We start from the raw sequence: 24,281 nt of genomic DNA, 5'->3' as shown, positions 1-24,281 counted from the left end.
GGTGTCGAGGTAGCCCTCGGTGGTCCAGTCGCGGGTGGCGCTGACGTGGACCGCCGCGCCGCCGTCGGCGGGCTGCCGGGTGGTGGAGACCTGGGGGTCCGCGGTGAGGGTGTCGCGGGTGAGCGTGCCTGAGGTCCGCGCCGCGTGGTGGTCGGTGTCGAGGAAGAGCGTGCCGTCCACGGTCCAGGTGTCGGCGGCGCCGTACGGGGTCAGCGTGATCGCGTGTGGCCGGCCGTTGACGAGCAGTCCGGAGAACGGCGTGAGGTCGATGTCGTAGGGGAGGGTGAGGAACTGGTCGACGGCGGGGACGGGACGCCACAGCGTCGGGACGATGCCGCCCGAGTACACGACGGGGTAGGGCTGCGCCAGGCCGGCGGGCCGGCCGTCGACGGAGACCTGCACCTCGCGGTAGGGGCCGCCGCCGCAGAGGTAGTCGGGGTACTGGGAGGCGAGGTCGCTCGGCACCGCGTCGAACCACTGCTCGTCGCAGCCGCCGCCGCGCGTGTACACCTCCAGCCGCGCGTGCACGAGGTTCCGCGGGAAGGTCACGCTCTTCGTCGCGGACTGGCCGGGGGAGAGGCTGTACCAGCCGGGGGAGGCGTCGCCGGACAGCGGCAGCACCCGGTCGGCCACGGCAGGTGCCGGGTGGCGGCGGTCCGCCTGGTAGTACGTGAGCGTCAGCGTCATGTGGTAGACGCCGGTGTACGTGCTGTTGACGATGTTGCCGAGGTCCGCGACGAGGGGCTGCGGGCCGCGCAGCAGCGGGGTGAAGGACGTGATGTCCTTGTCGACGTGCCAGGTGATGCCGTCGTCGTCGGGCTCCGGGGTACTGGTGCGCAGCACCTCCGCGCCGCCGATCCACACGCCCGCGAGCCGGTCGTACTGGCGTCCCGCGACACTGCCCGACCAGGTCAGCACGACCTTGGCCCACGGGCCGGGGCAGGCGGTCGGCGGGGTCACCGTGCCGGTGTAGGGCTGGCCGTAGGAGTTGGCGAAGTCGTGCCGCATGACCGTGACCGAGCAGTGCGGTGTCGCGGGCCGGCTCACCGGCGGGAGCGCGGTGACCGGGTCCTGGTAGCCGCTCTCCACGTAACTCGGCGACGCGGTGGGGGAGTCGGCGCGGTCCGGTGTCGCCGCCGAGGCGGGCGCGGCCGTCAGTCCCGCGGTCGCCGCGGCCAGTACCGCCACGGTGGTGAGCACGGTACGTGCGGTGCGGCGCAGCGCGCGCACGGCGGCGGACCGTCCGGTGCGGTGCGGCGGGATGCGCCACCGGGTCGCGGCGGCCGCACTGCTGGGGGGTATGCGCTCGGGCATGCCTCTCCTTCACGGGAGTCGGTGCGTGATCGCCGCAACGGGCAGTGCGGTGGGCGTGGTTCGCGACCTCCGGCGGACGATCGACGGGTCGCCGATCGTACCGCCGGGCGCGCGCCCCTCCCACCCGCCGCACACCGCCGCACCGTCAGGAGCGCGGCCGTCGACTCCCGTTCCGCGGGGGCCCGGTGGCGCCGGCTCAGCCGCGGGGCCGCAGGTCCTTCACCCGCTGGATCTTGCCCACCGAGCGCTCGAGCGTCTCCGGGTCGACGACGGTGACCTCGGCGGTGACGCCGATGCCGTCCTTGATGCCCTGCGCGATGGCCGCCGCCGCTGCCGCCCGCCCGTCCGCGCCGGTCCCGGCCCTGGCCTCGGCGGCCACCGCCATGCGGTCGAGGCGTCCGTGCCGGGTCAGTTCGATGCGGAAGTGGGGGGCGACGCCCGGCGTGCGCAGCACGATCTCCTCGATCTGGCTGGGGAACACGTTCACCCCGCGCAGGATGATCATGTCGTCGCTGCGCCCGGTGACCTTCTCCATCCTGCGGAACGCGGGTCGTGCGGTGCCGGGCAGCAGCCGGGTCAGGTCCCGGGTGCGGTAGCGGATCACCGGCATCGCCTCCTTCGTCAGGGAGGTGAAGACGAGTTCGCCGCTCTCGCCCTCCGGCATCACCGCGTCGGTGAACGGGTCGACGACCTCCGGCAGGAAGTGGTCCTCCCAGATGTGCAGCCCGTCCTTGGTCTCCACGCACTCCTGGGCCACGCCCGGGCCGATCACCTCGGACAGGCCGTAGATGTCGACGGCGTCGATGCCGAACCGCTCCTCGATCTCGGCCCGCATCCGCTCGGTCCACGGCTCGGCGCCGAATATCCCGACCCGCAGGGAGGTGCCGCGCGGGTCGACGCCCTGGCGCTCGAACTCGTCGAGCAGGGTGAGCATGTAGGAGGGGGTGACCATGATGATCTCGGGCCGGAAGTCCTGGATGATCCGCACCTGGCGCGCCGTCATGCCGCCCGAGGCGGGGATGACCGTGCAGCCGGCCCGCTCGGCGCCGTAGTGCGCGCCGAGGCCGCCGGTGAACAGGCCGTATCCGTAGGCCACATGGACCTTGTGGCCCGGGCGTCCGCCGGCCGCGCGGATCGAGCGGGCCACGACGTCGGCCCACATCGACAGGTCGTTCTCGGTGTAGCCGACGACGGTCGGCAGCCCCGTGGTGCCGCTGGAGGCGTGCAGCCGCCGTACCTGGTCCATCGGGACCGCGAACATCCCGAACGGATAGCTGTCCCGCAGGTCGGCCTTGGTGGTGAAGGGGAACCGGGCCAGGTCGCCGAGGCTCCGGCAGTCCTCGGGGCGGACGCCCGCCGCGTCGAACTTCCGCCGGTACAGCTCCACGTGGTCGTAGGCCAGGCGCAGGGTCCGCCGGAGCCGTTCCAGTTGCAGGGCGCGCAGCTCGTCCCGGTCCAGCCGCTCGGCGGCGTCCAGCAGGTCGCCCGGCACCGTTTCGGCGGTGTGCCGCGCCGTCTCGCCGCCGCTCATCACGTTCTCCCTCGCGCTCGCACCCGGCCGACCGACCGTTCGGTTTGATGTCAACGCCAAGCAATCAGCATCCGCGGCGCCTGTCAAGGACGATGCGCCGCTACGGTGCGGGCTCATGAACGCAGCGATCGTGACCGTCGCCCTGGCCTTCGCCGGCTATCTGATGACGCACTGGAGCAGCCGCCGCCTGGCCCAGCGGCAGGAGCGCCTGACCCGGGTGAACCGCCAGCTCGGCGAGTTCTACGGCCCGCTCCTGGCGATCACCGAGATCAACAACCGCGTCTACCACGCCTTCGCCGAACGGCACCCGCGCCCCGACGGCCGTTCCCCGCTGCAGCACGGCCCGCTGGAGCAGCCGCGGACCGCCGAGGAACTGGCGGAGTGGCAGCTGTGGGTCTCCACGGTGTTCCTGCCCAACCACCGCGCCATGCGGGAGCTCCTGCTGACCCGGGCCGACCTGCTCGCCGAGGCCCGGATGCCGCAGATCCTGCTGGACGTCTACGCGCACGCGTCCTGGCACGAGATCACCGCCGCCCGGTGGGCGAGCGGCGACCTCACCGAGCACCAGGTGCCGGGCAGCCCCGTCCCCGCGACGGACATACGCCGCTATGCCCGGGCCGAGTTCGACCGGCTCGAGCAGGAGCAGGCCGCGCTGCTCGGCCGGGCCCGCCGCGGCCCCGCCGGCCGGTTCGGCGGCCCCGCCGAACACGTCAGCGGTCCCGCAGCGCGGGCGCCAGAGCCAGGAGCATGACGGCTGCGGTGAGGGCGAAGGCGGCGGGATAGCCGGTTCGGCCCGCTGCCGCGCCGAACCCGACGGCGCCCAGCCCCATCCCGCCGTCGTAGGCGACGTTCCACAGCGCGCTGACCGTGCCGTACCCGGACCGCGGCACCCGGGCGTACATGAGGGTCAGGGTCGCGTTCTGGGCGACGCCGAAACCGGCGCCGAACAGGGCGACGCCCGCGAGGACCGCCACGGGGCTGCCGGTCGCGGCCGTGAGCAGGATCCCGGCGGCGGAGGCCAGCAGGCCGGGGAGCACCAGGCGCCGCGGGCCGTGCCGGTCGCCCGCCCGTCCCGCGCACCACCGTGCCGCGGTCGCCATGGCCGTCTGGGCGAAGAGCGCCACGGTCACCAGCCCCGACATCGAGGCGGGCACGGCGATCGGCAGGAACGTCACCACGATGCCCGCGCCCAGCGCCGTGGTCGCGAACACCGCTGCGGGCCTGGCCAGAGCGGCCGAGCTCAGGCCCGCGACCACTCCCGCGCCCCCGTCCGCCCCCGACTCCCGCCCGGGCAGCAGCCGCACGACGGCGACCGCCGCCAGGGCCACGGCGCCGCCCGCCACGCACACCGGCGTGAAGCCGGCGTGCGACGCGAGCCACACCCCCAACGGCAGCCCCACCAAGGACGGCACGCCTGAGACGATGCCGGCGAGCGCGAGTCCCTCGCCGCGCCGCTCCGCCGGGATCAGCGACGCCGTCAGCGCGCCGCCGGCCACCACGGTGAGCGCGAAGCCGAGACCGCGCAGCAGGCACACCACCGCGATCCACGCCATGCCGTGCGACACCGTCAGCACCAGCGCGGGCGCGCCGAGCAGTGTCAGGCCCGCGGCCAGCGCGACGCGGTAGCCGAACCGCGCGACCAGGCGCGGCGTCGCCAGCTCGCCGACGACCGTGGCGAGCATCAGCACCCCGGTCGCCGGCCCCGCGCCGCCGCCGCCGCGCTCGGCGTACAGCGGTACCACCGACAGCAGCAGGAAGAAGCTCGCCGAGGCGCCGATCACGGTCAGGAAACGCCACAGCAGCGGCCGCGTGACCAGCGGGGGACGAGCGGCGGCCGGCGCGACGGGCACGCCGGGCGAAGCAGAGCGGGAGGTCGTCGTCATGCCGTTCACGCTAGGAGCCGGCCGGCCCCCCGATAAGCTCCATTTCCATGCCGCTGGAGTGGTCCGGTCTGTCGCCCGAACTGCTGCTCACCCTCGACCGGGAGAGCGGTGAGGGGCTGCGCGCACAGCTGGAACGCCAGATCAGGGACGCCGTGCGGGACGGCCGCCTCCAGGACGGCGAGCGCCTGCCGTCCTCGCGTGAGCTGGCCCGCCGCACCGGGCTGTCCCGCGGTCTGGTCCAGGACTGCTACGCCCAGCTCCAGGCCGAGGGCTACCTCGCGGCCCGGGTGGGCGCGGCCACCACCGTCGCGTCCCGCGCGTGCCCGCCACCCGTGCCCGCGCCCGCGCCGGAGGCGCGGCCGTCGCCCCCGCTCATCGCCGACTTCCGGTCCGGCGTGCCGGACCTCGCCTCGTTCCCCCTCGCCGACTGGCTGTGGGCCCTGCGCGAGGCCGGGCGCGCCCTCCCCACGGCCGCGCTCGACTACGGCGCGCCGCAGGGCGCCGAGGAACTGCGCGACGTCCTCGCCGGCTACCAGCGCCGGGTGCGCGCCGCGGCCGCCGCCCCCGAGCGGACCGTCGTCTGCTCCGGCTACGCGCAGGGCCTGGCCCTGGCACTGGACGCGCTGGCCGCCCGCGGGGTGCGCGCGCTCGCCTTCGAGGACCCGGGGGCCCCGGCCACCGCCTCCGCCGCGGCCGCACGGGCCGGGATGACGGCCGTGCCGGTGCCCGTCGACGACGGCGGCATCGACGTGCGCGCGCTGGAGGCGACCGAGGCCCGCGCCGTCCTCGTCACGCCCGCGCACCAGTGGCCGACCGGCGTCGTGATGGCCGCCGACCGGCGGCGCGCGCTGATCGGCTGGGCACAGCGTCGCGACGGGTACGTCGTCGAGGACGACTACGACGCCGAGTTCCGGTACGACCGGGAGCCGGTGGGCGCACTCCAGGGCCTGGCCCCCGACCGCGTGATCGCCGTCGGCACGGTGAGCAAGTCGCTGGCCCCCGCCCTGCGCCTGGGCTGGCTGCTGTGCCCGCCCGCGCTCCTCGCACCGGTCGTCGCGTCCAAGGAGTCCGCCGACCGGGGCTCGCCGACCCTCGACCAAGTGGCGCTGGCCCGGCTGTTCGCGTCCGGCCGCTACGACCGCCACCTGCGCCGCATGCGGGGCGTCTACGCCGCCCGGCGCGCGGCCCTGGTCGAAGCGCTCGCCGTGCACGCTCCCGGCGTGCGGCTCACCGGCCTCGCGGCCGGCTTCCACGCCGTCGCGCACCTCGGCGCAGGGCGCGACGAGCAGCGGGTCGTGGCCGAGGCGCGCGCCCGGCACGTCGGCCTGTACGCGATGGCGGCCCACTGCGCGGTGCCGGACCGTGGCGGCCGCGCGCGGCTCGTGCTGGGCTTCGGCAACGTCGGCGAGCGCGCGGTGGCGCGGGGCATCGCGGCCGTCGGCGACCTCCTCGCCGGCTGACCCGCCGCGCCCCGCGCCCCACCAGGCACGCCCGCGCCTTCCCCCGGCCGCCGGGTCGCCGCGTTCCGCTGGCGGTGCGGGTTCCGGCACGGTAGACCAGAACCAGGATGTGCGAGGCCGCGGACCGTGGGCAGGTGCACACACGACCGCCTGGACCCGGAGAAGGGACGGACATCGTGGCACGACCGAAGATTCTGGTGGTGGGGGCCGGATTCGCGGGGGTGGGGTGCGTGCGCCGCCTCGAACGCCGCCTGGGGGCGAACGAGGCCGACTTGTCCCTCGTGACGCCGTTCTCCTACCAGCTGTACCTGCCGCTGCTGCCGCAGGTCGCCTCCGGCATCCTCACCCCGCAGTCGATCGCCCTGTCGCTGCGCCGCAGCAGCCGCCACCGCACGCGGATCATCCCCGGCGGCGCGATCGGCGTGGACACCAAGGCGAAGGTGTGCGTCGTCCGCAAGATAACGGGTGAGCTCGTCAACGAGCCCTACGACTACATCGTGCTGGCACCCGGCAGCATCACCCGCACCTTCGACATCCCCGGCCTGCTGGAGTACGGCCGCGGCATGAAGACCCTGGCGGAGGCCGCGTACGTGCGCGACCACGTCATCTCGCAGCTCGACCTGGCCGACGCCAGCCAGGACGAGGCCGAGCGCACCTCGCGGCTCCAGTTCGTGGTGGTGGGCGGCGGATACGCCGGCACCGAGACGGCCGCCTGCCTGCAACGGCTGACCAGCGCCGCCGTCAAGCGCTACCCGCGCCTGGACCCGGCCCTGATCAAGTGGCACCTGATCGACATCGCGCCCAAGCTGATGCCGGAACTCGGCGACAAGCTCGGCCGCAGCGCCCAGCAGATCCTCACCGAGCGCGGCATCGAGATCTCCCTGGGCGTGTCCATCGACAAGGCCGGCCCGCAGGAGGTCACCTTCACCAACGGGCGGGTGGTGCCCACCCGGACCCTGATCTGGACCGCGGGCGTCGTCGCCAGTCCGCTGGTGGGGACGCTCGGCGCCGAGACCATCCGCGGCCGCCTCGCGGTCACCGCCGAGATGACGCTCCCCGGATTCGACGGCGTCTTCGCCCTCGGCGACGCCGCCGCCGTGCCGGACCTCGCCAAGGGCGAGGAGGGCGCGGTGTGCCCGCCCACCGCCCAGCACGCGATGCGGCAGGGCCACAAGGTCGCCGACAACGTGCTGGCGACGCTGCGCAACCAGCCGCTGAAGCCGTACGAGCACAAGGACCTCGGCCTGGTCGTCGACCTCGGCGGCAGGGACGCCGTCTCCAAGCCGCTCGGCGTCGAACTGCGCGGCCTGCCCGCCCAGGCCGTGGCCCGCGGCTACCACTGGTCGGCGCTGCGCACCAACGTGGCCAAGGCCCGGGTGATGACCAACTGGCTGCTGAACGCCGTCGCGGGCGACGACTTCGTGCGCACCGGATTCCAGGCCCGTACCCCGGCCACGCTGCGCGACTTCGAGTACACGGACGCCTACCTCACCCCGGAGCAGCTGCACGAGCAGACCGCCTCCGCGGCCCACGAGCAGGGCTGACGAACGGTGCACCGCGCCGCTGCCGGGCCCGTGACCGCGGGCCCGGCACCCCGCGCGGTCACGGGCACCGCCGCGGGCTGGCATGATCGGTGTCGTGGTTGAGCGCATCATCGCCGCGTGTGACGGGGCATCGAAAGGCAATCCGGGACCGGCCGGCTGGGGCTGGGTCATCGCCGGCAGCGGCGGGGACCCCGAACGCTGGGAGGCCGGCCCGCTGGGCACCGCCACCAACAACGTGGCCGAACTGACCGCGCTGGAAAGGCTGCTGACCTCCGTCGACGCCGCGGTGCCGATGGAGATCCGGATGGACTCCCAGTACGCGATGAAGGCCGTCACCACGTGGCTGCCCGGCTGGAAGCGCAAGGGCTGGAAGACCGCGGCGGGCAAGCCGGTCGCCAACCAGGGACTGGTGGTGCGGATCGACGAACTGCTCGCCGGCCGCACCGTCGAGTTCCGCTACGTCCCCGCGCACCAGGTCGGCGGGGACCGGCTCAACGACTTCGCCGACCGCGCCGCCAGCCAGGCCGCCCTCACCCAGCAGGCCGCGGGCAGCGACCTCGGCTCGGCGGTCCCGCCGCCGTCCCCGGACACCCCGAAGAGCGTCCGCCCGGCCAGGGCCGCCGCGTCGACGGCGTCCGGCAGCGCGTCCGGCGGATCGGGCGGATCCGGTGGTGGAGGCGGCGCCCGTACCGCCTCCGGCCCGCCGCGCACCCTGAAGGCCAAGTACCCCGGGCGCTGCCGCTGCGGCCGCGCCTACGCGGCCGGCGAGCCGATCACGAAGAACGCCGAGGGGTGGGGCCACCCCGACTGCCGCTGAACCCGCCGGGACCGGCCCGTCAGGCCGCCGCGTCGCCCGTCGCTCCCTCGGCCCCCCGGGGGGCGTCACCGGCCTCCTCGGCCGCGGGGCCGGCCCGGTCGGCCGGGTCGCTGTCGTCGGCGACCGTCGCGGGCTCGCGGTAGCGCAGCAGCAGCATCGCCGCGTCGTCGTGCAGCGGGCCGCGCACATGGTGGATCAGGTCGGTGCGCAGCGCCTCCAGCGCCTCCTGCGGGTCGCCGTCGCCCAGCAGCGCCGCCCGCTGCCCGAGCGGGTAGAAGACCCCCGCGGTGTCCCGCGCCTCGGTGACGCCGTCGGTGTAGAGCAGCACCTGGTCCCCGGGCCGCAGTACCAGCGAGAACGGCTCGGCCTGCTCCCCGGCCTGCACGCCGACCCCGAGCGGCAGCGCGTACGAGCGCGGCTCGGGGAACTCGACCTGCCCGCCGGCGCGCATCAGCATCGGCGGCGGATGCCCGTAGTTGAGGACCGTGGCCGCGCCCGCCGGGGTGATCTCCAGAAGCAGGGCGGTCACGAACTTCTCGCCGCTGATCGTCCGGTCGGCCGCCCGCTGGACGCGCTCGCCCACGCCCTCCAGCGTCTTCTCGTCGTACGCCGCCTCGCGGAACGCGCCGAGCACCACGGCGGCGGTCTCCACCGCGTCCAGGCCCTTGCCCTGCACGTCGCCTATGATCACCCGCACTCCGGCCGGGGTGGTGGCCAGCTCGTACAGGTCGCCGCCGATCCGGGCCTCGGCCACAGCGGAGGTGTACGAGACGGCCGCGTCCAGCGGCCCCGCGCTCGGCGGCACCGGGCGCAGCAGTACCCGCTGGGCCACCTCGGCGATGGATCTGACGTTCGCCAGTTCGGCCTCGCGTCTCTGCCGCGTCACGGCCGCGATCACCGCGGCCACCGTCACCCCGACCACGGCACCGATGGCGGCGAAGCCGCGCCGCTCCGCGAACAGCCCGTCGACCACGCCGAGCGCGCATACCACGGCCACCGCCAGCACGCCGACGACCACCGTGCGCTCCCAGGAGCCGACCAGCCCCGCGAACGCGGGGCCGAGCGACACCAGCGGCAGCAGGCCGACACTGGCGCCCGCGACGCCGTCGACCACCGCGACCAGCGCCATCACCGCGTACGGCAGGACCGTGAGCACCAGTGGGGCCGACCGCTGGCCCGGGGCCCCGGCGGTGCCCGGCACCGCCGTGCCCATGCTCATCGCGTCCCGGATGCGTCGCAGCACGCTGCCTCCTTCCCCCGCCTGACTCCCCGCGTCGTGAGGGCAGGACCGCAACCGCTTGCCCTGACCCCACCCTACGCACCGTCACCGATTCGAGCTAAGTGTGCATTCACTCCCACGAGCGACACGCCGTGAGCGCCCAGACCCGCGGCCCGCCGACGATCGGGTGAACGCAGGTCCCACCGGCCCCTGAACGGTAATTTTCTCCCGCTTTCGCAGTTTCGTCATCGATGGGAGAGATATGCGTACCCGCAGTGCTCTGGCCGCCTGTGGCCTGGCCGCCGCCGTGATCGCCGGCGGTGCCGGCACCGCTTCGGCGATCGGCAACGACGAGGGCTCCACCACCGTCAACGGCAACGGCGCGAGCCAGGCATACGGCAACACGTCCACCGGCGGGCAGCTGAGCCCGCAGGTCGGCCTGGTGCAGGGCTCGCTGAACAAGCTGTGCCTCGGCGTTCCGGCCCGCGCCAACGTCGGCTCGCTGATCGGCGCCGTCCCGATCACCGCCCAGGACATCAACGTGCTGGCGAACCCGCAGAACCAGCAGTGCGCCGAGGACTCCACACAGGCCAAGGGTGACGAGGCGCTCTCGCACATCGCCGACGACATCCCGGTCCTGTCGGGGAACGGCGCGCACAACGGCTGACCCGCCCGCGGCCGCCGGGCCGCACGGCACGGCGCCTGCCGCCGCCCGAACCCTCGGGCGGCGGCAGGCGCCGTCGTGTCAGGGGCGGTCCCGCGCCCCGGCGCGGGACCGGCCGGTCAGTGCTTGCCCACCACGGCGAACATCAGCCACAGGTAGAGGGCCATCACGTGCGCGACCACCACGTACACCAGCACGCGGAACCTCACGCCGCGCTCCTTGCGCTCCTCACTGCCGTTGGTGGTGGGCACCACTCGCCGCTGCGGAACCGGTTCCGTGCCGTTGGTCGTCATCGACGCTCTCCTCGCATCCTCGTGGCCTGGTCGGGCCCGATGCACAGCCCGGACGTCTCGCTCTGCATCAGCGTGTGGACGAACAGCAGGTCCACCCCGGCCGCGCCCGCCGCGGCCAGCCGGTGGGGGACCAGCGAGTCGAAGTGCGCCGAGTCGCCCACCGCCAGCCGGTGCACGCGCTCGCCGAGCGTCAGCTCGAGCTCGCCGGAGGTGACGTACAGCCACTCCTCCCCGGCATGCATCCGCACCAGCGCCCGCTGGGCCCCGGCCGGCACGTGCACCCGCAGTGCCTGCATGGCCCGCCCGGTGCCGCCGGCCCGCCAGTACGTCCACCCGCCGGCCGGCACCGGCGCCATCGCGCCGCCGCGTACGATGGGATCGGGTTCCGCGTCCGACTCGCCGAGCAGGTCCGACACGGTCGTGCCGTAGAGCCGCGCGAGCCCGAGCAGAACCGGGAGCGAGGGCTGTCGCAGACCCGACTCCAGGCGGGACAGATGGGCCGCCGACAGCCCGAGCCGGGCCGCCGCGGTCTCGAGGGTCAGTCCGCTGCCCCGGCGCCGCTCCCGAAGGCGGGGCGCCAGGACGAGGTCCTCCCCGGCCGCCGGGCCGGGCGCGTCGCCTGTGTCCATGACTCCATGGAACAGCGCCCTGTGCCTCTCAGGCAAACTTCTTGCCTCAGAGGCAAAAATCTCCCGGAGCGGCCCGCGGACCGCGGTGCGGCCGGCCGGTCAGGACGGCGGATTGCCGGTGGTCCCCGCGGCGAACGGCGTGATCGTGAACTCACCGCTGCAGATCGTGACCTCGCCGGCGAAGACCAGCGACGCCCTGCTGCCCGGCGGGTACATCCGCAGCTCGGCCGACGCCGGCTGGCAGGTGCCCATCTGGTTGGCGGTGTGGATGGTGTCGCTCGCCGAACCGCCCGGCCGCAGCACCACCGGCTGGTACGAGCTCGGCTGGCGGGTCGCGGGCTGCCCGATCTGGTTGCCGGCCGCGTCCAGCAGCGACAGCCCCGGATAGCCGGCCAGATGGCATGCCGTCGCGCTGTGGTTGGTCACCACCACGTAGCGGTAGAGGTTGCCCGCCCCCGCGTCACCGCCGCCGAGCGACGGCGTCAGCTGGTCCGCGGTGCACATCGGTGCCGTGCCGGAGTCCGACGGCGACGGCGTCCCGGCGCCCGGCGTGGCGGGCCCGGTGGCGGTGCCCGTGTCCGGGCCGCCGGTCGTCGGCTGCGCGCTGTGGCCGCCGCCGCGCGGACGCGTGGTGGTCGGCCGCGGCGCGGGCGTGGTCGCGGAGGGCGGCGCCGAGGTCGCCACCGTGCGGCTGGCCGGCGGGCCGACCTCCTCGTCGCCCCCGGGCGCGTTCAGCGTGCCGGCCACGGCGAACGCGCCGGCCGCGACCGCCACCGCCACGCCGCCGCCGGCAGCCGCGCGCAGGCGCCGGCGCCGTGCCGCTGTGCGGCGGATGTGCTCGAACGCGCCGGGAGGCACCGGCAGGAAGTCCACCGGCGGACGCAGCAGACGCTCCAGCGGGTCCCGGGCCTCCGGGCCGGGACGGCCGTCGAGATCGCCGTCGCGGTGGTCGTCAGGAAATGCGGTCATGACGACCCCCGAGCTTGCCGCGCAGCACTTCACGGGCCGCGTGCAGATCGGCCTTGACGGTTCCCTCGTTGCGGCCCAGCAGGGCGGCCACCTCCCGGATCGGCAGATCCGCGTAGTAGTAGAGCAGCGCCGGGTTGCGCAGCCGCTCGGGAAGCGCCTGCACCAGCATGCGGACCGACGGGTCCGAGTCCTGCGGCTGCGGCCTCAACGCTTCCTCCGTGGTGACCCGGCGCAACGCACGCCGTTCGCGCTCCAGTTTGCGCCAGTGGTCCCTGACCAGGTTCGCCGCCGTGACGTAGAGGAAGCCGCTGGGCTCCTCCACCTTCGTCCAGCGCGCCCACAGGCGCGTGAACGCCTCCGAGGCGATCTCGTGCGCGGTCCCGTCGTCGTCCACCAGCCGCCGGACCCAGCCCGCCAGCCGCGGGTACAGGGCCGTGAACAGCTCGGCGGCGGCGTGCTCTTGAGACGGGATGACCGCGCTCCTCACTCGTGTCGTGCTGACGGTACCGGCGGCCGCGTGCTGGCCGCTCACGAGCCGGTGACGAGCGAGGCGTAGACGATCACGTTGTCGGTGTAGCCGCCGCCCCCGCTCACCCGGGTACCGCCGCACGTGATGAGACGCAGCGCGGGGTGGTCGACGTTCCCGTAGACGGCCTCCGTCGGGAAGTGCGACTTGGCGACCGTCTGCACCGAGTCGACGACGAACGAGGCCACCGAGCCGTCCTGCCGGGTGACGGTGATCCGCTGGCCCGCGCGCATCCGCTTCAGGTGCACGAACACCCCGTCCCCGTACGACCCGACCGTGACGTGGCCGAGGATCACCGAGGGTCCCGTCTGCCCCGGGGTCGGTGAGCCCTGGTACCAGCCCGCGGGGGAGTGGGCGGCGATCGGCGGCACCGCCACCGTGCCGTCCGCGGCCAGGCCCAGGGACATCACCGCCGTGTCCACCCCCAGCGACGGGATGCGCAGCCGCTCCGGCAGCGACCGCGGCATCGGCCGGGCCGCCGCCGTGGAGGCGCCGGACGGGCCCGCCGGGCCCGTTCCGGCCGCGGGCGGCGAGACCGTCACCGAGCCGCCGTCCGCGGGCACCTGGGCACCGGTCGTGGGCGTGCAGCCGCACGCCAGCGCCACCGCGGCCGCGGCCACCGCGAGGCGGAGTGCCGCGGCGGGTCCGGGCGTCGCGCCGCGGGGAAGCGGACGGAGCCCGGCCCGGACCCGCCCGGCCGCGGCGGGGAGGAGCCGCTGCCGGGCGGCGGTGGCGGTGGTGCGCTCGGGAGAGTGCCTCAACGCTCAGCCCCGGGCTCGCGCCTGGGACCTGCGCCGCCGTGCCGCCGCCGCGCCGATGCCGCCGGCCACGACGACACCGCCCGCCACCAGGGCCAGTGGCCCGGCGCCGCCGCCGGAGGACGACGCCGCGAGACCGGTGTTCGGGGCGCCGCTGGGTACCGCGGTGACCTGGCCGCCGGAGCCGGTCGGGGACGGCGTCGGCGTGCTGCCGCCGGTGGGACCGGAGCCGACCGGGTTGCCGTTGCTGCCCGCCGCGAGCGGCGTGATGGTGAACAGGTTCGAGCAGTTGTCGATCTTCGCCGGGACGACCAGGGAGGCGGTGTTGCCGGGCGGATAGACCTTCAGGCTCGTCGAGGTGGGCAGGCAGCTGCCCATGTGGTTGATGGTGTGGATGGTGTCGCTCGCCGTGCCGCCCGGCCGCAGCACCACGGCCGTGTAGCCCTCGTGCTCGCGGGTCGCCGGCTGCCCGATCTGCGTACCGCTCGCGTCGAGCAGCGACACGCCCGGGAAGCCGGTCAGGTGGCACGTCGTCGCGCTGTGGTTGGTCAGCACCAGAGTGCGGAACAGGCTGCCCGCCGCGCCCTCGCTGTCACCGATCGACGCGGTCAGCTGCGAGGTCGCGCACATGGGGGTGCTCGCGTCGCGGACCGGGGCGGCCGCCGACGCGGTCGACGGAACGACGCCGAGCGCGGCCACCGCGACGGCCGCCGCGCCGGCGGCCAGTGAACTGCTGCGCATCTCCTGCTCTCCCTCTTCGTTGTCTTCCGAGGGCCGCCGGCACCCGTCAGCCGGGCGCCGGCCGGTCCGAACCCCCCGGGCCGGGGAATCGCGAGCAGAGACGACACGGCCCCCGCCGGGGTTGCAAAGAAATGTCAAAGTGTCCTGAGGGTGCTTCAGCCACCGCTGTGACCAGCGGACTTCGGGTTTCGGTCGGACTTCACTACGATCCCTGCGATGATCATGAGAAAGCTGCTGACCGCGGGAGCGGTGTGCGGCCTACTGAGCCTGCTCACCGGCGGCCCGCTCGCACCGGGGGCGTCCGCCGACGAACCCACGGCCCACCCCGCCCCCAAGGTCGAACTCGTCCTGGACGTCAGCGGATCGATGCGCGCCCGCGACATCGACGGCGAGTCCAGGATGTCGGCCGCCAAGCAGGCGTTCGACGACGTCCTGGACTCCACCCCGCCCGACGTCCAGCTGGGCATACGCACCCTGGGCGCCGACTACCCCGGCAACGACCGCAAGACCGGCTGCAAGGACACCCGCCAGCTGTATCCGGTGGGCCCCCTCGACCGGACCGAGGCCAAGGCGGCCGTCGCCACCCTCGCCCCCACCGGCTGGACCCCGATCGGCCCCGCACTGCTCGCCGCCGCCGCCGACCTCAAGGGCGGCGAGGGCACCCGGCGCATGGTGCTCATCACCGACGGCGAGGACACCTGCGGGCCCACCAACCCCTGCGACGTGGCCCGCGACATCGCCGCCCAGGGCGTCGACCTCACCATCGACACGCTCGGCCTGATCCCCGACGCCAGCACCCGCAACCAGCTCAGCTGCATCGCCGGGGCGACCGGCGGCACGTACACCACCGTCCAGCACCGCCAGCAGCTCACCACCAAGGTCAAGCAGCTCGTCGGACGCAGCGACGCGCACACCGCCACCCCCGTCGCCACCCAGGGCGGCGCCACCTGCGCCGCGGCCCCCGAACTGCGGCAGGGCCTCTACTCCGACCGTGAGACGTTCTCCGAGAACCGCTGGTACCGGGTGCAGGTGCCGTCCGGCAGCGAACTGCGCGCGTCGGTCAGCATCGCCGCCGACCGGCAGGTCAACGCCGACTACGGCGTGCTGCTGCGCGGCGTGACGATGCGCGGCCGCGAGATCGTCCGCGACGACGAGGGCGGCACCGGCCGCACCGACGCCGTCTCCGCCGGCATCCGCTACCCCAAGCCCGACGCCGCCTCCGGCACCCCGCCGGAGACCGTGTGCCTCCAGGTCGGGAACTCCTACTCGGCGCCCGCGTCGGTCAAGACCACGCCCGGGCTGCCCGTGGAACTCTCCATCGACCTGGTCAAGAGCCCCGACAAGCCGTCCGACGTCGCCTTCCTCGGCCTGGGCCGCGGCTGGTGGCTGCTCGGCCTGCTCACCGTGACCGGAGCCGTCCTCGGCCTGTTCACCGGCTGGATCGCCCGCTGGCGCCTGAACACCGGAAGGACCGTCTGATGCGCATCCGCCGCACACCGCGTGCCGCCGCCGCCCTGCTGGCCGCGGCCGCACTGGCGGGCCTGACCGCGTTCCTGGCGCCCGCCGCCGTCGCCGACGACCCCTCCGGTGCGACGCCCACCACCCCGGACGCGTCCGCCTCCGCCTCCGCCGGTTCCTCGCCCTCGGACGCCGCGCCCACCGAGGCCGGTACCGACTTCCGCACGGCGACGCCGGTCGAGCAGGGGCAGCAGGCCACCGCGAGCGCGTCCGCCGGCGACTACCTGTACTGGTCGTTCCCCGCGGACACCGGACAGAACGTCACGGTCAAGGCCACGGTGACCTTCCCGTCCGGCGCGGTCCGGCACGGCGCCTCCACCTGGCAGGTCGACGTCTACGACGGGCTGCGCCGCCGCCAGGCCTGCCGCTACGGCACGCAGACCCGCACCGCCGCGCCCGACGCCACCACCGTCGACCTCGCGTGCACCCTGCGCACCGTGCGGGCCTGGGCCGAGCCGTGGTCCAACGACCCGCTGCGGGGGGCGTACTACGTGCGGCTCGCCGTCGTCGACCTGCCGCAGACCGACCTGGGACTGCCGGTGCAGGCGGCGGTCACCGCCACCGCACACGGCACCGCCGGCGAGCAGGCCGTCGACGGGCACGTCACCCCGCTGGTCACCGGCAACGGGCCCGAGCTGAAGCCCGACGGCGGATGGGCCGGCACCTGGTGGTCGCCGCGGTGGCTGTGGACCGGCGGCGGAGGGCTGCTCGCCGTCCTGGCCGCGCTCGGCGCGCACCGCCTGGCCCGGGGCCCCGTGCTGCCGTTCCGCCCGCGCTACAGCCCGGAGCCGACCCGGCCCCGGGAGCCCGCCGGGTACTCCGGCTGAACGTCCCCGCCCGGGGCCGCCCGCAGCGCGCGGAGCGGCCCCGGGCCTGTGGGCGGCGGACTCGCACACAGCGAAGTGACGGGGCGTCAGCCCTCGGGCGTCGGCAGGTACAGGTGCTCCAGGTCCGGCGGCACCGGGCTCGACGGGCGGAAGAACGGCGCGGACTCGTCCTGCGCGGTCGCCGGGGCGTCGGTCAGGAGCATCCGCTCGCGCAACCGCCCGTAGAAGTTCGCGGGATGCAGCCGCACCAGGCGCAGCGGGCGGGGTGAGGCGTAGGCCCCGATCCAGTCGCCCGGATCGAGCACCCCGCGCAACTGCCCGTCGATGCTGACCGCGGCCTGCCCGGAGTGGGGCAGCACCCGCATGGCCACCGCCTCGTCCGCGCCGACCACGACCGACCGGTCGAAGGTCATGTGCGGCGCGACCGGCGTGAACACCAGCGCCCGCATCCGCGGCGACAGCACCGGGCCGCCGGCCGCGAAGCTGTAGGCGGTCGACCCGGTCGGGGTGGCGATCACCAGCCCGTCCGCCGAGTAGGCGGCCAGCAACCGCCCCGAGATGTACACCCCGACCGCCACCTGCCGGTCCCGGGCCAGCTTCTCCAGCACGATGTCGTTGAGCGCGTAGACGTCCAGGGCGACACCCCAGCCGTCGCCCTCGGTGGTCTCGGGGCGCACCTGAGGAGGTGGCAGCGCGGGCCCGCGGCCGCTGTGCAGCACGTTGTCCATGCCCGGCGGCAGCTCCGGCGCGCGGGACGCGCGCATCGTCAGCGTCATCCGCTGCTCGCAGGCGTTCTCCCCGGCTTGTACCGCGGACAGTGCCCGCTCCACGTCGGAGACGGCGATCTCGGTGAGGAAGCCCACCCGCCCCAGATCGACCCCGAGCACCTGCACGTCCTCCTTGGCCGCGATCCGGGCGCCGCGCAGGAACGTGCCGTCACCGCCGAGGGTGACGATCAGGTCGAGGGCGCCGGCCGCCGCGAGCTCCTCGCGCCCGCTGCGCCGCCGGCTCTGCGTGCCCCACACGTCGATGTCGACGCACTCGATGGCGTGGCGCGCGCACCAGTCGTGGACCCGGCGTGCGCCCTCGACGGCGGCCCTCCGGCCTTCGTGCACGACGAGTCCCAGGCGGTGAAGCGTCATCAGGCGGTCTCCCTGGACTGCGGCGGCACGGACCGGCGCCGGCAGGCGCCGTACCGGCATTCCATACACACCGGCCGCCGCGGTCAAACACCCGCGCGTCCGTCCGGGCGCCCGGACGCGCCGCCGAAGGCCGGGCGTGCGGTGGTCGCCGTGCGAGGCGGCGTCGTCGTCAGCGGCGGCGGACGTGCCCCCGGGCCTCGCGGGGCGCCCGCGTGACGTCGTGGTCGAGGGCCGTCGGCCGCAGCCCGCGGGGCACCGCGCGGCGGCGCCGGCGCGGCACCGGCCGCGACGGCGCGGGCGGGGACACCCGGCGCAGACGGCGGCCGACGAGTATGCCCGCGGGTATGGCGAGAGCGGTCCAGCAGACGAGGCAGATCGCGGCGACGACCAGGAAGTGGGCCATGGGCGAATCCGGTTCCGTGCGGTCCCGTGCAAAGCGGCTACCTACCCGCATTTCCCGTTCGCACCGTCCCAATCCCCCCAATTTCCCTGAGATGTCGACATACGCGGCGCCGAACCACGTGGCCGGTGTGCTCTCTTGACGAGTCCCCGGGTTCGCAGTCCACTGTGCCGCGGTGAGATGCGTTCGGTTCTGAGCTCTTCTGGTGAGTTGACCCCAAGGAAGGGACCCCCCACGTGAACCTCCTCGTCCAGCGCGCGGCACTGCGCCGCCCAGCGGTCGCAGCCGTCCTGCTCCTGCTCTGCGCCCTGCTGCTCGGCGTCGGCACCCACACCGCGGGAGCCGCCAGCACCACCACCATCGCCGCCAACGGGACCAGCGGCGGACGGACGTTCGACGGCATCGGCGCCATCAGCGGCGGAGGCGGCAACACCAAACTGCTGACCGACTACCCGGCCGCCCAGCAGCAGCAGATCCTCGACTACCTGTTCAAGCCCGGCTACGGCGCGGACCTGCAGATCCTCAAGGCCGAGATCGGCGGCGACACCAACTCCACCGACGGCTCGGAATCCAGCCACATGCACACCGCCGGAACCGTCGACTGCGGCACCGGCTACGAGTGGTGGCTGATGCAGCAGGCCAAGGCCCGCAACCCGCAGATCAAGCTGTACGGCCTGGCCTGGGGTGCCCCCGGCTGGCCCGGCGGCGGAAACTTCTGGTCCACCGACACCGTCAACTACCTGGTCAGCTGGCTGGGTTGCGCGGCCTCGCACGGTCTGACCATCGACTACCTCGGCGGCTGGAACGAGCGCGGCTACAACGTCGCCTGGTACGAGCAGCTCCGCACGGCACTCGACAACGCCGGGTACGGCAGCGCGCAGATCGTCGCCGCCGACAGCGACTGGTCGGTCGCCGGCGACGTCGCGTCCAACTCCGCCTTCGCCAAGGCAGTCTCCGTCATCGGCGTCCACTACCCGTGCGCGGGCGGCGACGGCGGCAGCGCCGACACCTGCCCCGGCAACTCCACCGCCACCGGCACCGGAAAGCCCCTGTGGGCCAGCGAGAACGGCTCCCAGGACCTCAACACCGGCGCGGGCCCGCTGATCCGCTCCATCACTCGCGGCTACGTCGACGCGCACTTCACCGCCTACGTCAACTGGCCGGTCGTCGCGGCGATCTACCCCAACCTGCCCTACAGCACGGTGGGCCTGGTGCTCGCCGACCAGCCGTCGTCCGGCGCGTACACCGTCGGCCGCAGCCTGTGGGCCACCGCGCAGGTCACCCAGTTCACCGCGCCCGGCTGGAAGTTCCTCGACAGCGGCTCCGGCTACCTGGGCGGCAGCGAGACCAACGGCAGCTACGTCACGCTGAAGTCCACCAACGGCACGGACTACTCGACCGTCATCGAGACCAGCACCGCGACCGCCGCCCAGAACGTCACCGTCAACGTCAGCGGCGGCCTGTCGACCGGCGCCGTCCACGTGTGGGCCACCAACCTCAACTCCGGCAGCACCGCGGACTACCTGGTGCACCAGCAGGACCTCACGCCCAGCGGCGGCTCCTACTCGCTGACCGCACAGCCCGGCTACGTCTACACCCTCACCACCACCACCGGGCAGGGCAAGGGGACGGCCACCAGCCCGGCCCCCGGGAGCCTGGCACTGCCGTACTCCGACACCTTCGACAGCACCACCCTCGGCCAGCAGCCGCGCTACCTGTCGCAGATGCAGGGGGCGTTCGAGGCCACCGCGTGCGCCGGCGGGCGCGCCGGACGGTGCCTGACCCAGCAGGCGCCCACCAAGCCCATCGAGTGGGACGGCGACTCCAACCCGTACACCATCGGCGGCAGCCTCAACTGGCGGAACTACACCGTCGCGGCCGACGTCCTGCTGCGGCAGGCGGGCTCGGCCCAGCTCATGGCCCGCGCCGGCACCCAGCACGCCTTCGGGCCGGCCGGCATCAACGCGTACGTCCTCCAGGTCTCCGACACCGGCGCCTGGTCGATCGTCCGCAACAACACCAGCCACACCCTGACCACCCTCGCGAGCGGCACCGTGGCCGCGCTGGGCACCGGCAGCTGGCACCACGTCGCCCTCACCGTCAACGGCGCCACGCTCACCGCCGCCGTCGACGGCACCACGGTCGGCACCGCGAACGACGGCACGTACAGCACCGGCATGGTGGGTCTGGGCACGTCCGGCTACCAGACCGACCAGTTCGACAACCTGTCCGTGACCCCCGTCGGCACCCAGACCAGCGGCACCGGCCCGATCACCGCCATCGCCGACACGTCGAAGTGCGCCGACGACGACACCGGTTCCACCACCAACGGCACCAAGGTCCAGATGTGGGACTGCAACGGCACCGGCGCGCAGAACTGGACCCCGCAGTCCGACGGCACCATCCGCCTCGGCGGCAAGTGCATGGACATCTACGGGGCCGGCACCGCCGACGGCACCCTCGTCGAGCTGTGGGACTGCAACGGCGGCGGCAACCAGAAGTGGCAGGCCGTCGGCGGCACCCTCGTCAACCCGGCGTCCGGCAAGTGCCTCGACGACCCCGCCTCCAACACCACCAACGGCACCCAGCTGGAGATCTGGACCTGCAACGGCGGCGCCAACCAGCAGTGGATCACCCCGGCGCCCTGACCGGCCCCGCGTCACCCGTACGGAGGGCGCGCGGCCGCGGCCCGCGCCCTCCCGGCACCCCCGCACGCGGCTTCCGGCCGGCGGCCGGCCCCACTTGACTGGGAGACCGGCCGTCACCGGGAGCAACCATGAACGAGCGCCGCACTCCGGCGACCCCCGCCCGCCAGCCCGACCACCGCGACCACGGCGATCACCGGGACCAGCATCCGGCACACCCGCCGCACGACCCCGCCCGGCCCCTGCCCGCGCCCCGCGCCGGCGTCGTCTTCGACGCCCCCTTCACCGACCGGCACGCGTGGGCCGTGGGCCGCACCTCGGCCTACCCGCCGGACGGCCGCAACCCCGACGACAACAAGCTCGACCAGATCGGCCCTGCGTACGCCCCGACCGCCGACGGCGTCTTCCGCGCCCGGCGCGCGTCCGGCGGCCTGTGGGACGCCGACCTCGTCTCCACCGAGTACGCCCCCGGAGGCTTCGAGCTGCTGCCCGGCGACGACCTCACGGCCACCTGCCTCGTCCACGACGTCCAGGGCGCCTGGCCCGCACTGTGGACCTGGGGCCGCGACAGCGACAGCGGCCGCTCACAGCCGGGCCACGGCGAGGTCGACGGCTTCGAGTACCACCCGACCAATCCGCGGATGCTGGAGCTCACCAACCACGTCCGCCCCGCCGCCTCCTACGCCGACCACCTCGTCACGCCCGGACGGCCCTTCACCCTGCGTGTGCTGTTCGGGGCCACGAGTGTGCAGTGGTGGGTCGACGGCCGGCAGGTCTTCGCCGACGGCACCGGCGTGGGCCCGCACTGGCGCGCCTGGCTCGTCGTCGGCATCAGCGTCTCCGCGGGTGCCTACGGCCATCTGCCGCCCGCGCCCGGCACCCGCGAGCTGGAGTGGCAGTGCACCGCGCTGTCCGTCGCACGCCGTCCCGCACCACAGGCATGACCCGCCCCAACCGGGGAAGGCGGTCAGGCGACGATCATGTCCGCCGCCTGATATGGGTGGGTACAGCAGCGTGTGGGAACGACGACGAGGAGCCGTGCGGTGACCGAGCAGCCTTCGATGGCCGCGGGACTGACGGACACGGGGGGTGAGCGGGACGACCTGCCGGAGTCGCCCCGCGGAGCGCCGTGCTGGGTGAGCCTCACCGCACGCGACCTGCAGGCCTCCGAGAAGTTCTACGGCTCGGTCCTCGGCTGGGAGTTCCGCTCCACCACCCTCGGCGAGCACTTCGCCGTGGCCCTCAAGAACGGCAAGCCCGTCGCCGCGATCGGCGCCGTCGCCGCCGACATGCAGTTCGCCGTCGTGTGGACGCCCTACTTCGCGGTCCCGCAGGCCGACGAGGCGGCCGCGCGCATCCGCGAGCGCAGCGCGACCGTCGCGCTCGGCCCCGTCGCGTTCGCCTCCGGCAGGGCCGTGGTCGCCGCCGACCGGGACGGCGCGGTCTTCGGCGCCTGGGACGGCCGGCTGCCCGGCGGCTGGGAGGCCTGGCACGAATGCGGCCCCGTGGTGGTACGCCTGCGCACCCGCGACGCCTTCGAGGCCGCGATGTTCTACGGCGGGGTCCTGCAGTGGGCCGACGGGCGTCCGGACGGGTGCACGGTGTCCTACGAGAACGACGAGGTCGTCGTCCGCAGCGGGGACAGCATCGTGGCCCGCCTGTGCTCCGGCGCCGTCGAGGCCGCACCCGATCCCACCCTGCGCCCGCACTGGGCCGTTCAGTTCGCCGTGGACGACGTGGCGGCCCGCGTCGAGGCCGCCCTCGCGCTGGGCGGCACGCTCGTCGGCCGCGGCACCGGCCCGCACGGCGACCACGCCGAGCTGCGGGACCCCGACGGCGGACTCTTCACGATCATCGCCCGCCGCGACCAGTAACAGCGGGACACCACGCGACACCACGCCTCTCGCCCCGCTCGCGTCGGCGGCAGGAACTCCGCGCCCCTCCCCGCATCACCGGCTGCCGCCTACCGCCGCCTCCCACCCGGCCGCCCCGCCCTCCCGTAGGGTCGGGGCATGCTCCTGTGGATCAACGGCCCGTTCGGCGGCGGCAAGACCCAGAGCGCGTACGAACTGAGGCGGCGGCTGCCCGGCAGCGTGGTCTGCGACCCCGAACACGTCGGCTTCGGCCTCCACCGGATGACCCCGCCGCACCTGCGCGGAGACTTCCAGGACCTGCCCGCGTGGCGGCAGGGCGTCTACGAGGTGCTCGACCTGGCGCTGCGCAGGCACGACGGCCCGGTCATCGCGCCCATGACCGTCGTCGAGCCGGCGTACTTCCGTGAGACCGTCGGCCGGCTGCGCGACCGCGGCCACGACGTCCACCACGTCGCACTGCTCGCCGAGCGTGCCACGGTGCTGCGGCGGCTGCGCGAGCGCGGCCTGGGCCGTGGACTGCGCGCCGTGGCCGGCAAGGACACGCCGCCGCGGCACGAGACCTTCGCCGTCACCAAGCTCGACCTGTGCCTGGAACGGCTCCGCGACGACGAGTTCGCCGAGCACCTGTGGACCGACCACCTCACGATCCCGCAGGTCGCCGACCGCATCGCCGCGTCGGCCGGCCTGCGACTCGGCCCCGCCGATCCTTCCGCGCTGCGCGGCCGCCTGCGCAGGGCCTGGGTCGGCGTCCGCCACATCCGCTTCGACTGAACCGGCCGGATCTGGGGATCACTGGACATGACGGACCCCAGGACGAGCCGGACGTGACAGAGAGGTGACCCGAACATGAGCCAGCAGGTGCGCGGCGTCATCGCGCCGGGCAGGAACGAGCCCGTGCGGATGGAGACCATCACCGTGCCCGACCCCGGCCCCGGAGAGGCGGTGGTCAGGGTGCAGGCCTGCGGGGTCTGCCACACCGACCTGCACTACAAGCAGGGCGGCATCAACGACGACTTCCCGTTCCTGCTCGGACACGAGGCGGCCGGCATCGTCGAGGCGACGGGCCCCGGGGTCGACGAGGTCGAGCCCGGCGACTTCGTGGTCCTGAACTGGCGCGCGGTCTGCGGCCAGTGCCGCGCCTGCCGCCGCGGCCGCCCCTGGTACTGCTTCCAGACCCACAACGCGACCCAGAAGATGACACTCGGTGACGGCACCGAGCTGTCGCCGGCACTGGGCATCGGCGCCTTCGCCGAGAAGACCCTGGTCGCGGCCGGCCAGTGCACGAAGGTCGACCCGAAGGCCGCGCCGCAGGTCGCGGGGCTGCTCGGCTGCGGCGTCATGGCCGGCATCGGCGCCGCGATCAACACCGGCGGTGTCACCCGCGGTGACTCCGTCGCCGTCATCGGGTGCGGGGGAGTGGGGGGCGGGGCGATCGCCGGGGCCCGGCTGGCGGGCGCGGCCACCATCATCGCCGTCGACGTCGACCCGCGGAAGCTGAGCGCCGCCACCGGCCTGGGTGCCACGCAC

24 protein-coding genes are annotated in these 24,281 nt (G+C 74.4%); 12 read left to right on the top strand and 12 right to left on the bottom strand.

The features are described 5' to 3' along the window. Both BMW99_RS37000 and paaK read right to left on the bottom strand, forming a co-directional pair. On the bottom strand, positions 1-1,314 hold a 1,314-nt coding region (locus BMW99_RS37000; protein ID WP_075018325.1), incomplete at its 3' end, for a peptide-N4-asparagine amidase. Positions 1,315-1,510: 196 nt separating this feature from the next. After that, positions 1,511-2,845: a phenylacetate--CoA ligase PaaK gene (gene paaK, locus BMW99_RS36995; protein ID WP_075018324.1), complete on the bottom strand. Its 1,335-nt coding sequence runs from the start codon at positions 2,843-2,845 to the stop codon at positions 1,511-1,513. Between the two features lie 115 nt (positions 2,846-2,960). Between paaK and BMW99_RS36990 the strand changes: the two genes are divergently transcribed. After that, the gene (locus BMW99_RS36990) at positions 2,961-3,596 is read left to right on the top strand and encodes a hypothetical protein (RefSeq protein WP_069467683.1); all 636 of its coding nucleotides are present in this window, start codon (positions 2,961-2,963) and stop codon (positions 3,594-3,596) included. On the opposite strand, the gene BMW99_RS36985 is transcribed toward BMW99_RS36990, so the two are convergent. After that, positions 3,556-4,728 (bottom strand): MFS transporter, encoded by a 1,173-nt coding sequence (locus BMW99_RS36985; RefSeq protein WP_075018332.1) that lies wholly within the window; start codon positions 4,726-4,728, stop codon positions 3,556-3,558. The genes BMW99_RS36990 and BMW99_RS36985 overlap by 41 nt on opposite strands. A 47-nt stretch (positions 4,729-4,775) precedes the next feature. On the opposite strand from BMW99_RS36985, the gene pdxR reads away from it, so the two are divergent. The 3 genes from pdxR to BMW99_RS36970 all read left to right on the top strand — a co-directional run bounded on the left by pdxR (position 4,776) and on the right by BMW99_RS36970 (position 8,549). Beyond that, positions 4,776-6,188 (top strand): MocR-like pyridoxine biosynthesis transcription factor PdxR, encoded by a 1,413-nt coding sequence (gene pdxR / locus BMW99_RS36980; RefSeq protein ID WP_075018323.1) that lies wholly within the window; start codon positions 4,776-4,778, stop codon positions 6,186-6,188. Between the two features lie 176 nt (positions 6,189-6,364). Continuing rightward, positions 6,365-7,732 carry an NAD(P)/FAD-dependent oxidoreductase gene (locus BMW99_RS36975; RefSeq protein WP_407640353.1) on the top strand — a complete coding sequence of 456 codons (1,368 nt, stop codon included), beginning with the start codon at positions 6,365-6,367 and terminating at the stop codon, positions 7,730-7,732. A gap of 82 nt (positions 7,733-7,814) precedes the next feature. After that, the gene (locus BMW99_RS36970) at positions 7,815-8,549 is read left to right on the top strand and encodes a ribonuclease H family protein (RefSeq protein ID WP_069467337.1); all 735 of its coding nucleotides are present in this window, start codon (positions 7,815-7,817) and stop codon (positions 8,547-8,549) included. Between the two features lie 19 nt (positions 8,550-8,568). Here the strand turns inward: BMW99_RS36970 and BMW99_RS36965 are convergent, their stop codons facing one another. Continuing rightward, complete coding sequence (locus BMW99_RS36965) at positions 8,569-9,762, bottom strand: PP2C family protein-serine/threonine phosphatase (RefSeq protein WP_079176318.1); 1,194 nt, start codon at positions 9,760-9,762, stop codon at positions 8,569-8,571. 268 nt (positions 9,763-10,030) lie between these two features. Here BMW99_RS36965 and BMW99_RS36960 point away from each other — a divergent pair, with 268 nt between their 5' ends. Continuing rightward, entirely contained in the window at positions 10,031-10,435 is a 405-nt protein-coding gene (locus tag BMW99_RS36960) for a rodlin (RefSeq protein WP_075018321.1), read from the top strand. A 116-nt stretch (positions 10,436-10,551) separates the two neighbouring features. On the opposite strand, the gene BMW99_RS41705 is transcribed toward BMW99_RS36960, so the two are convergent. The 6 genes from BMW99_RS41705 to BMW99_RS43265 all read right to left on the bottom strand — a co-directional run bounded on the left by BMW99_RS41705 (position 10,552) and on the right by BMW99_RS43265 (position 14,348). Beyond that, a complete protein-coding gene (locus tag BMW99_RS41705) occupies positions 10,552-10,725 on the bottom strand; it encodes a DUF6126 family protein (protein WP_176735730.1) in 174 nt (57 codons plus the stop codon). After that, on the bottom strand, positions 10,722-11,354 hold the full coding sequence (locus BMW99_RS36955; RefSeq protein WP_069467221.1) for a helix-turn-helix domain-containing protein: 633 nt from the start codon (positions 11,352-11,354) through the stop codon (positions 10,722-10,724). Before BMW99_RS36955 ends, BMW99_RS41705 begins: the two co-directional genes overlap by 4 nt. A gap of 99 nt (positions 11,355-11,453) precedes the next feature. Further along, on the bottom strand, positions 11,454-12,323 hold the full coding sequence (locus BMW99_RS36950; RefSeq protein WP_075018320.1) for a DUF4232 domain-containing protein: 870 nt from the start codon (positions 12,321-12,323) through the stop codon (positions 11,454-11,456). Beyond that, on the bottom strand, positions 12,307-12,810 hold the full coding sequence (locus BMW99_RS36945) for an RNA polymerase sigma factor (protein WP_107485490.1): 504 nt from the start codon (positions 12,808-12,810) through the stop codon (positions 12,307-12,309). Before BMW99_RS36945 ends, BMW99_RS36950 begins: the two co-directional genes overlap by 17 nt. Positions 12,811-12,851: 41 nt before the next feature. Beyond that, positions 12,852-13,610, bottom strand: a complete 759-nt coding sequence (locus BMW99_RS42505) for a class F sortase (RefSeq protein ID WP_245791778.1) — start codon at positions 13,608-13,610, stop codon at positions 12,852-12,854. Positions 13,611-13,613: 3 nt separating this feature from the next. Next, positions 13,614-14,348: a DUF4232 domain-containing protein gene (locus BMW99_RS43265; protein WP_075018319.1), complete on the bottom strand. Its 735-nt coding sequence runs from the start codon at positions 14,346-14,348 to the stop codon at positions 13,614-13,616. A gap of 216 nt (positions 14,349-14,564) precedes the next feature. On the opposite strand from BMW99_RS43265, the gene BMW99_RS36930 reads away from it, so the two are divergent. Together BMW99_RS36930 and BMW99_RS36925 are read left to right on the top strand one after the other, a co-directional pair. Further along, the gene (locus tag BMW99_RS36930; RefSeq protein ID WP_069465092.1) at positions 14,565-15,827 is read left to right on the top strand and encodes a VWA domain-containing protein; all 1,263 of its coding nucleotides are present in this window, start codon (positions 14,565-14,567) and stop codon (positions 15,825-15,827) included. Further along, entirely contained in the window at positions 15,827-16,693 is an 867-nt protein-coding gene (locus BMW99_RS36925) for a hypothetical protein (protein ID WP_069465093.1), read from the top strand. The genes BMW99_RS36930 and BMW99_RS36925 overlap by 1 nt, the downstream gene beginning before the upstream one ends. An 86-nt stretch (positions 16,694-16,779) precedes the next feature. On the opposite strand, the gene BMW99_RS36920 is transcribed toward BMW99_RS36925, so the two are convergent. Both BMW99_RS36920 and BMW99_RS36915 read right to left on the bottom strand, forming a co-directional pair. Beyond that, positions 16,780-17,835: an NAD(+)/NADH kinase gene (locus BMW99_RS36920; protein ID WP_069465094.1), complete on the bottom strand. Its 1,056-nt coding sequence runs from the start codon at positions 17,833-17,835 to the stop codon at positions 16,780-16,782. A gap of 169 nt (positions 17,836-18,004) precedes the next feature. Further along, entirely contained in the window at positions 18,005-18,238 is a 234-nt protein-coding gene (locus tag BMW99_RS36915) for a hypothetical protein (protein WP_069465095.1), read from the bottom strand. Positions 18,239-18,471: 233 nt separating this feature from the next. Here BMW99_RS36915 and BMW99_RS36910 point away from each other — a divergent pair, with 233 nt between their 5' ends. The 5 genes from BMW99_RS36910 to BMW99_RS36890 form a co-directional block, all read left to right on the top strand. Further along, complete coding sequence (locus BMW99_RS36910; RefSeq protein WP_079138669.1) at positions 18,472-20,883, top strand: ricin-type beta-trefoil lectin domain protein; 2,412 nt, start codon at positions 18,472-18,474, stop codon at positions 20,881-20,883. 128 nt (positions 20,884-21,011) lie between these two features. Continuing rightward, entirely contained in the window at positions 21,012-21,824 is an 813-nt protein-coding gene (locus BMW99_RS36905) for a LamG domain-containing protein (protein WP_079176315.1), read from the top strand. A 117-nt stretch (positions 21,825-21,941) separates the two neighbouring features. Then, positions 21,942-22,754 carry a VOC family protein gene (locus BMW99_RS36900; RefSeq protein ID WP_075018326.1) on the top strand — a complete coding sequence of 271 codons (813 nt, stop codon included), beginning with the start codon at positions 21,942-21,944 and terminating at the stop codon, positions 22,752-22,754. Positions 22,755-22,892: 138 nt separating this feature from the next. After that, the gene (locus BMW99_RS36895) at positions 22,893-23,525 is read left to right on the top strand and encodes an AAA family ATPase (protein ID WP_075018318.1); all 633 of its coding nucleotides are present in this window, start codon (positions 22,893-22,895) and stop codon (positions 23,523-23,525) included. 75 nt (positions 23,526-23,600) lie between these two features. Beyond that, on the top strand, positions 23,601-24,281 hold a 681-nt coding region (locus BMW99_RS36890; RefSeq protein WP_177226148.1), incomplete at its 3' end, for an alcohol dehydrogenase catalytic domain-containing protein.

This window comes from Actinacidiphila rubida, from assembly GCF_900110255.1.
GTDB lineage: Bacteria > Actinomycetota > Actinomycetes > Streptomycetales > Streptomycetaceae > Actinacidiphila > Actinacidiphila rubida.
Note: the sequence above shows the minus strand (reverse complement) of the source record. Positions and strands in the feature narration are given on the sequence as shown.

What these genes read in the sequence shown, in the direction of transcription:
- BMW99_RS43265 (WP_075018319.1), bottom strand. Translation starts at nt 14,348, where the DNA reads ATGCGCAGCAGTTCACTGGCCGCCGGCGCGGCGGCCGTCGCGGTGGCC.
- BMW99_RS36915 (WP_069465095.1), bottom strand. Translation starts at nt 18,238, where the DNA reads ATGGCCCACTTCCTGGTCGTCGCCGCGATCTGCCTCGTCTGCTGGACC.
- BMW99_RS36900 (WP_075018326.1), top strand. Translation starts at nt 21,942, where the DNA reads ATGGCCGCGGGACTGACGGACACGGGGGGTGAGCGGGACGACCTGCCG.
- BMW99_RS36930 (WP_069465092.1), top strand. Translation starts at nt 14,565, where the DNA reads ATGATCATGAGAAAGCTGCTGACCGCGGGAGCGGTGTGCGGCCTACTG.
- BMW99_RS36925 (WP_069465093.1), top strand. Translation starts at nt 15,827, where the DNA reads ATGCGCATCCGCCGCACACCGCGTGCCGCCGCCGCCCTGCTGGCCGCG.
- BMW99_RS36905 (WP_079176315.1), top strand. Translation starts at nt 21,012, where the DNA reads ATGAACGAGCGCCGCACTCCGGCGACCCCCGCCCGCCAGCCCGACCAC.
- BMW99_RS36990 (WP_069467683.1), top strand. Translation starts at nt 2,961, where the DNA reads ATGAACGCAGCGATCGTGACCGTCGCCCTGGCCTTCGCCGGCTATCTG.
- paaK (WP_075018324.1), bottom strand. Translation starts at nt 2,845, where the DNA reads ATGAGCGGCGGCGAGACGGCGCGGCACACCGCCGAAACGGTGCCGGGC.
- BMW99_RS41705 (WP_176735730.1), bottom strand. Translation starts at nt 10,725, where the DNA reads ATGACGACCAACGGCACGGAACCGGTTCCGCAGCGGCGAGTGGTGCCC.
- BMW99_RS36970 (WP_069467337.1), top strand. Translation starts at nt 7,815, where the DNA reads ATGATCGGTGTCGTGGTTGAGCGCATCATCGCCGCGTGTGACGGGGCA.
- BMW99_RS36960 (WP_075018321.1), top strand. Translation starts at nt 10,031, where the DNA reads ATGCGTACCCGCAGTGCTCTGGCCGCCTGTGGCCTGGCCGCCGCCGTG.
- BMW99_RS36920 (WP_069465094.1), bottom strand. Translation starts at nt 17,835, where the DNA reads ATGACGCTTCACCGCCTGGGACTCGTCGTGCACGAAGGCCGGAGGGCC.
- BMW99_RS36985 (WP_075018332.1), bottom strand. Translation starts at nt 4,728, where the DNA reads ATGACGACGACCTCCCGCTCTGCTTCGCCCGGCGTGCCCGTCGCGCCG.
- BMW99_RS36965 (WP_079176318.1), bottom strand. Translation starts at nt 9,762, where the DNA reads ATGGGCACGGCGGTGCCGGGCACCGCCGGGGCCCCGGGCCAGCGGTCG.
- BMW99_RS36955 (WP_069467221.1), bottom strand. Translation starts at nt 11,354, where the DNA reads ATGGACACAGGCGACGCGCCCGGCCCGGCGGCCGGGGAGGACCTCGTC.
- pdxR (WP_075018323.1), top strand. Translation starts at nt 4,776, where the DNA reads ATGCCGCTGGAGTGGTCCGGTCTGTCGCCCGAACTGCTGCTCACCCTC.
- BMW99_RS36950 (WP_075018320.1), bottom strand. Translation starts at nt 12,323, where the DNA reads ATGACCGCATTTCCTGACGACCACCGCGACGGCGATCTCGACGGCCGT.
- BMW99_RS36895 (WP_075018318.1), top strand. Translation starts at nt 22,893, where the DNA reads ATGCTCCTGTGGATCAACGGCCCGTTCGGCGGCGGCAAGACCCAGAGC.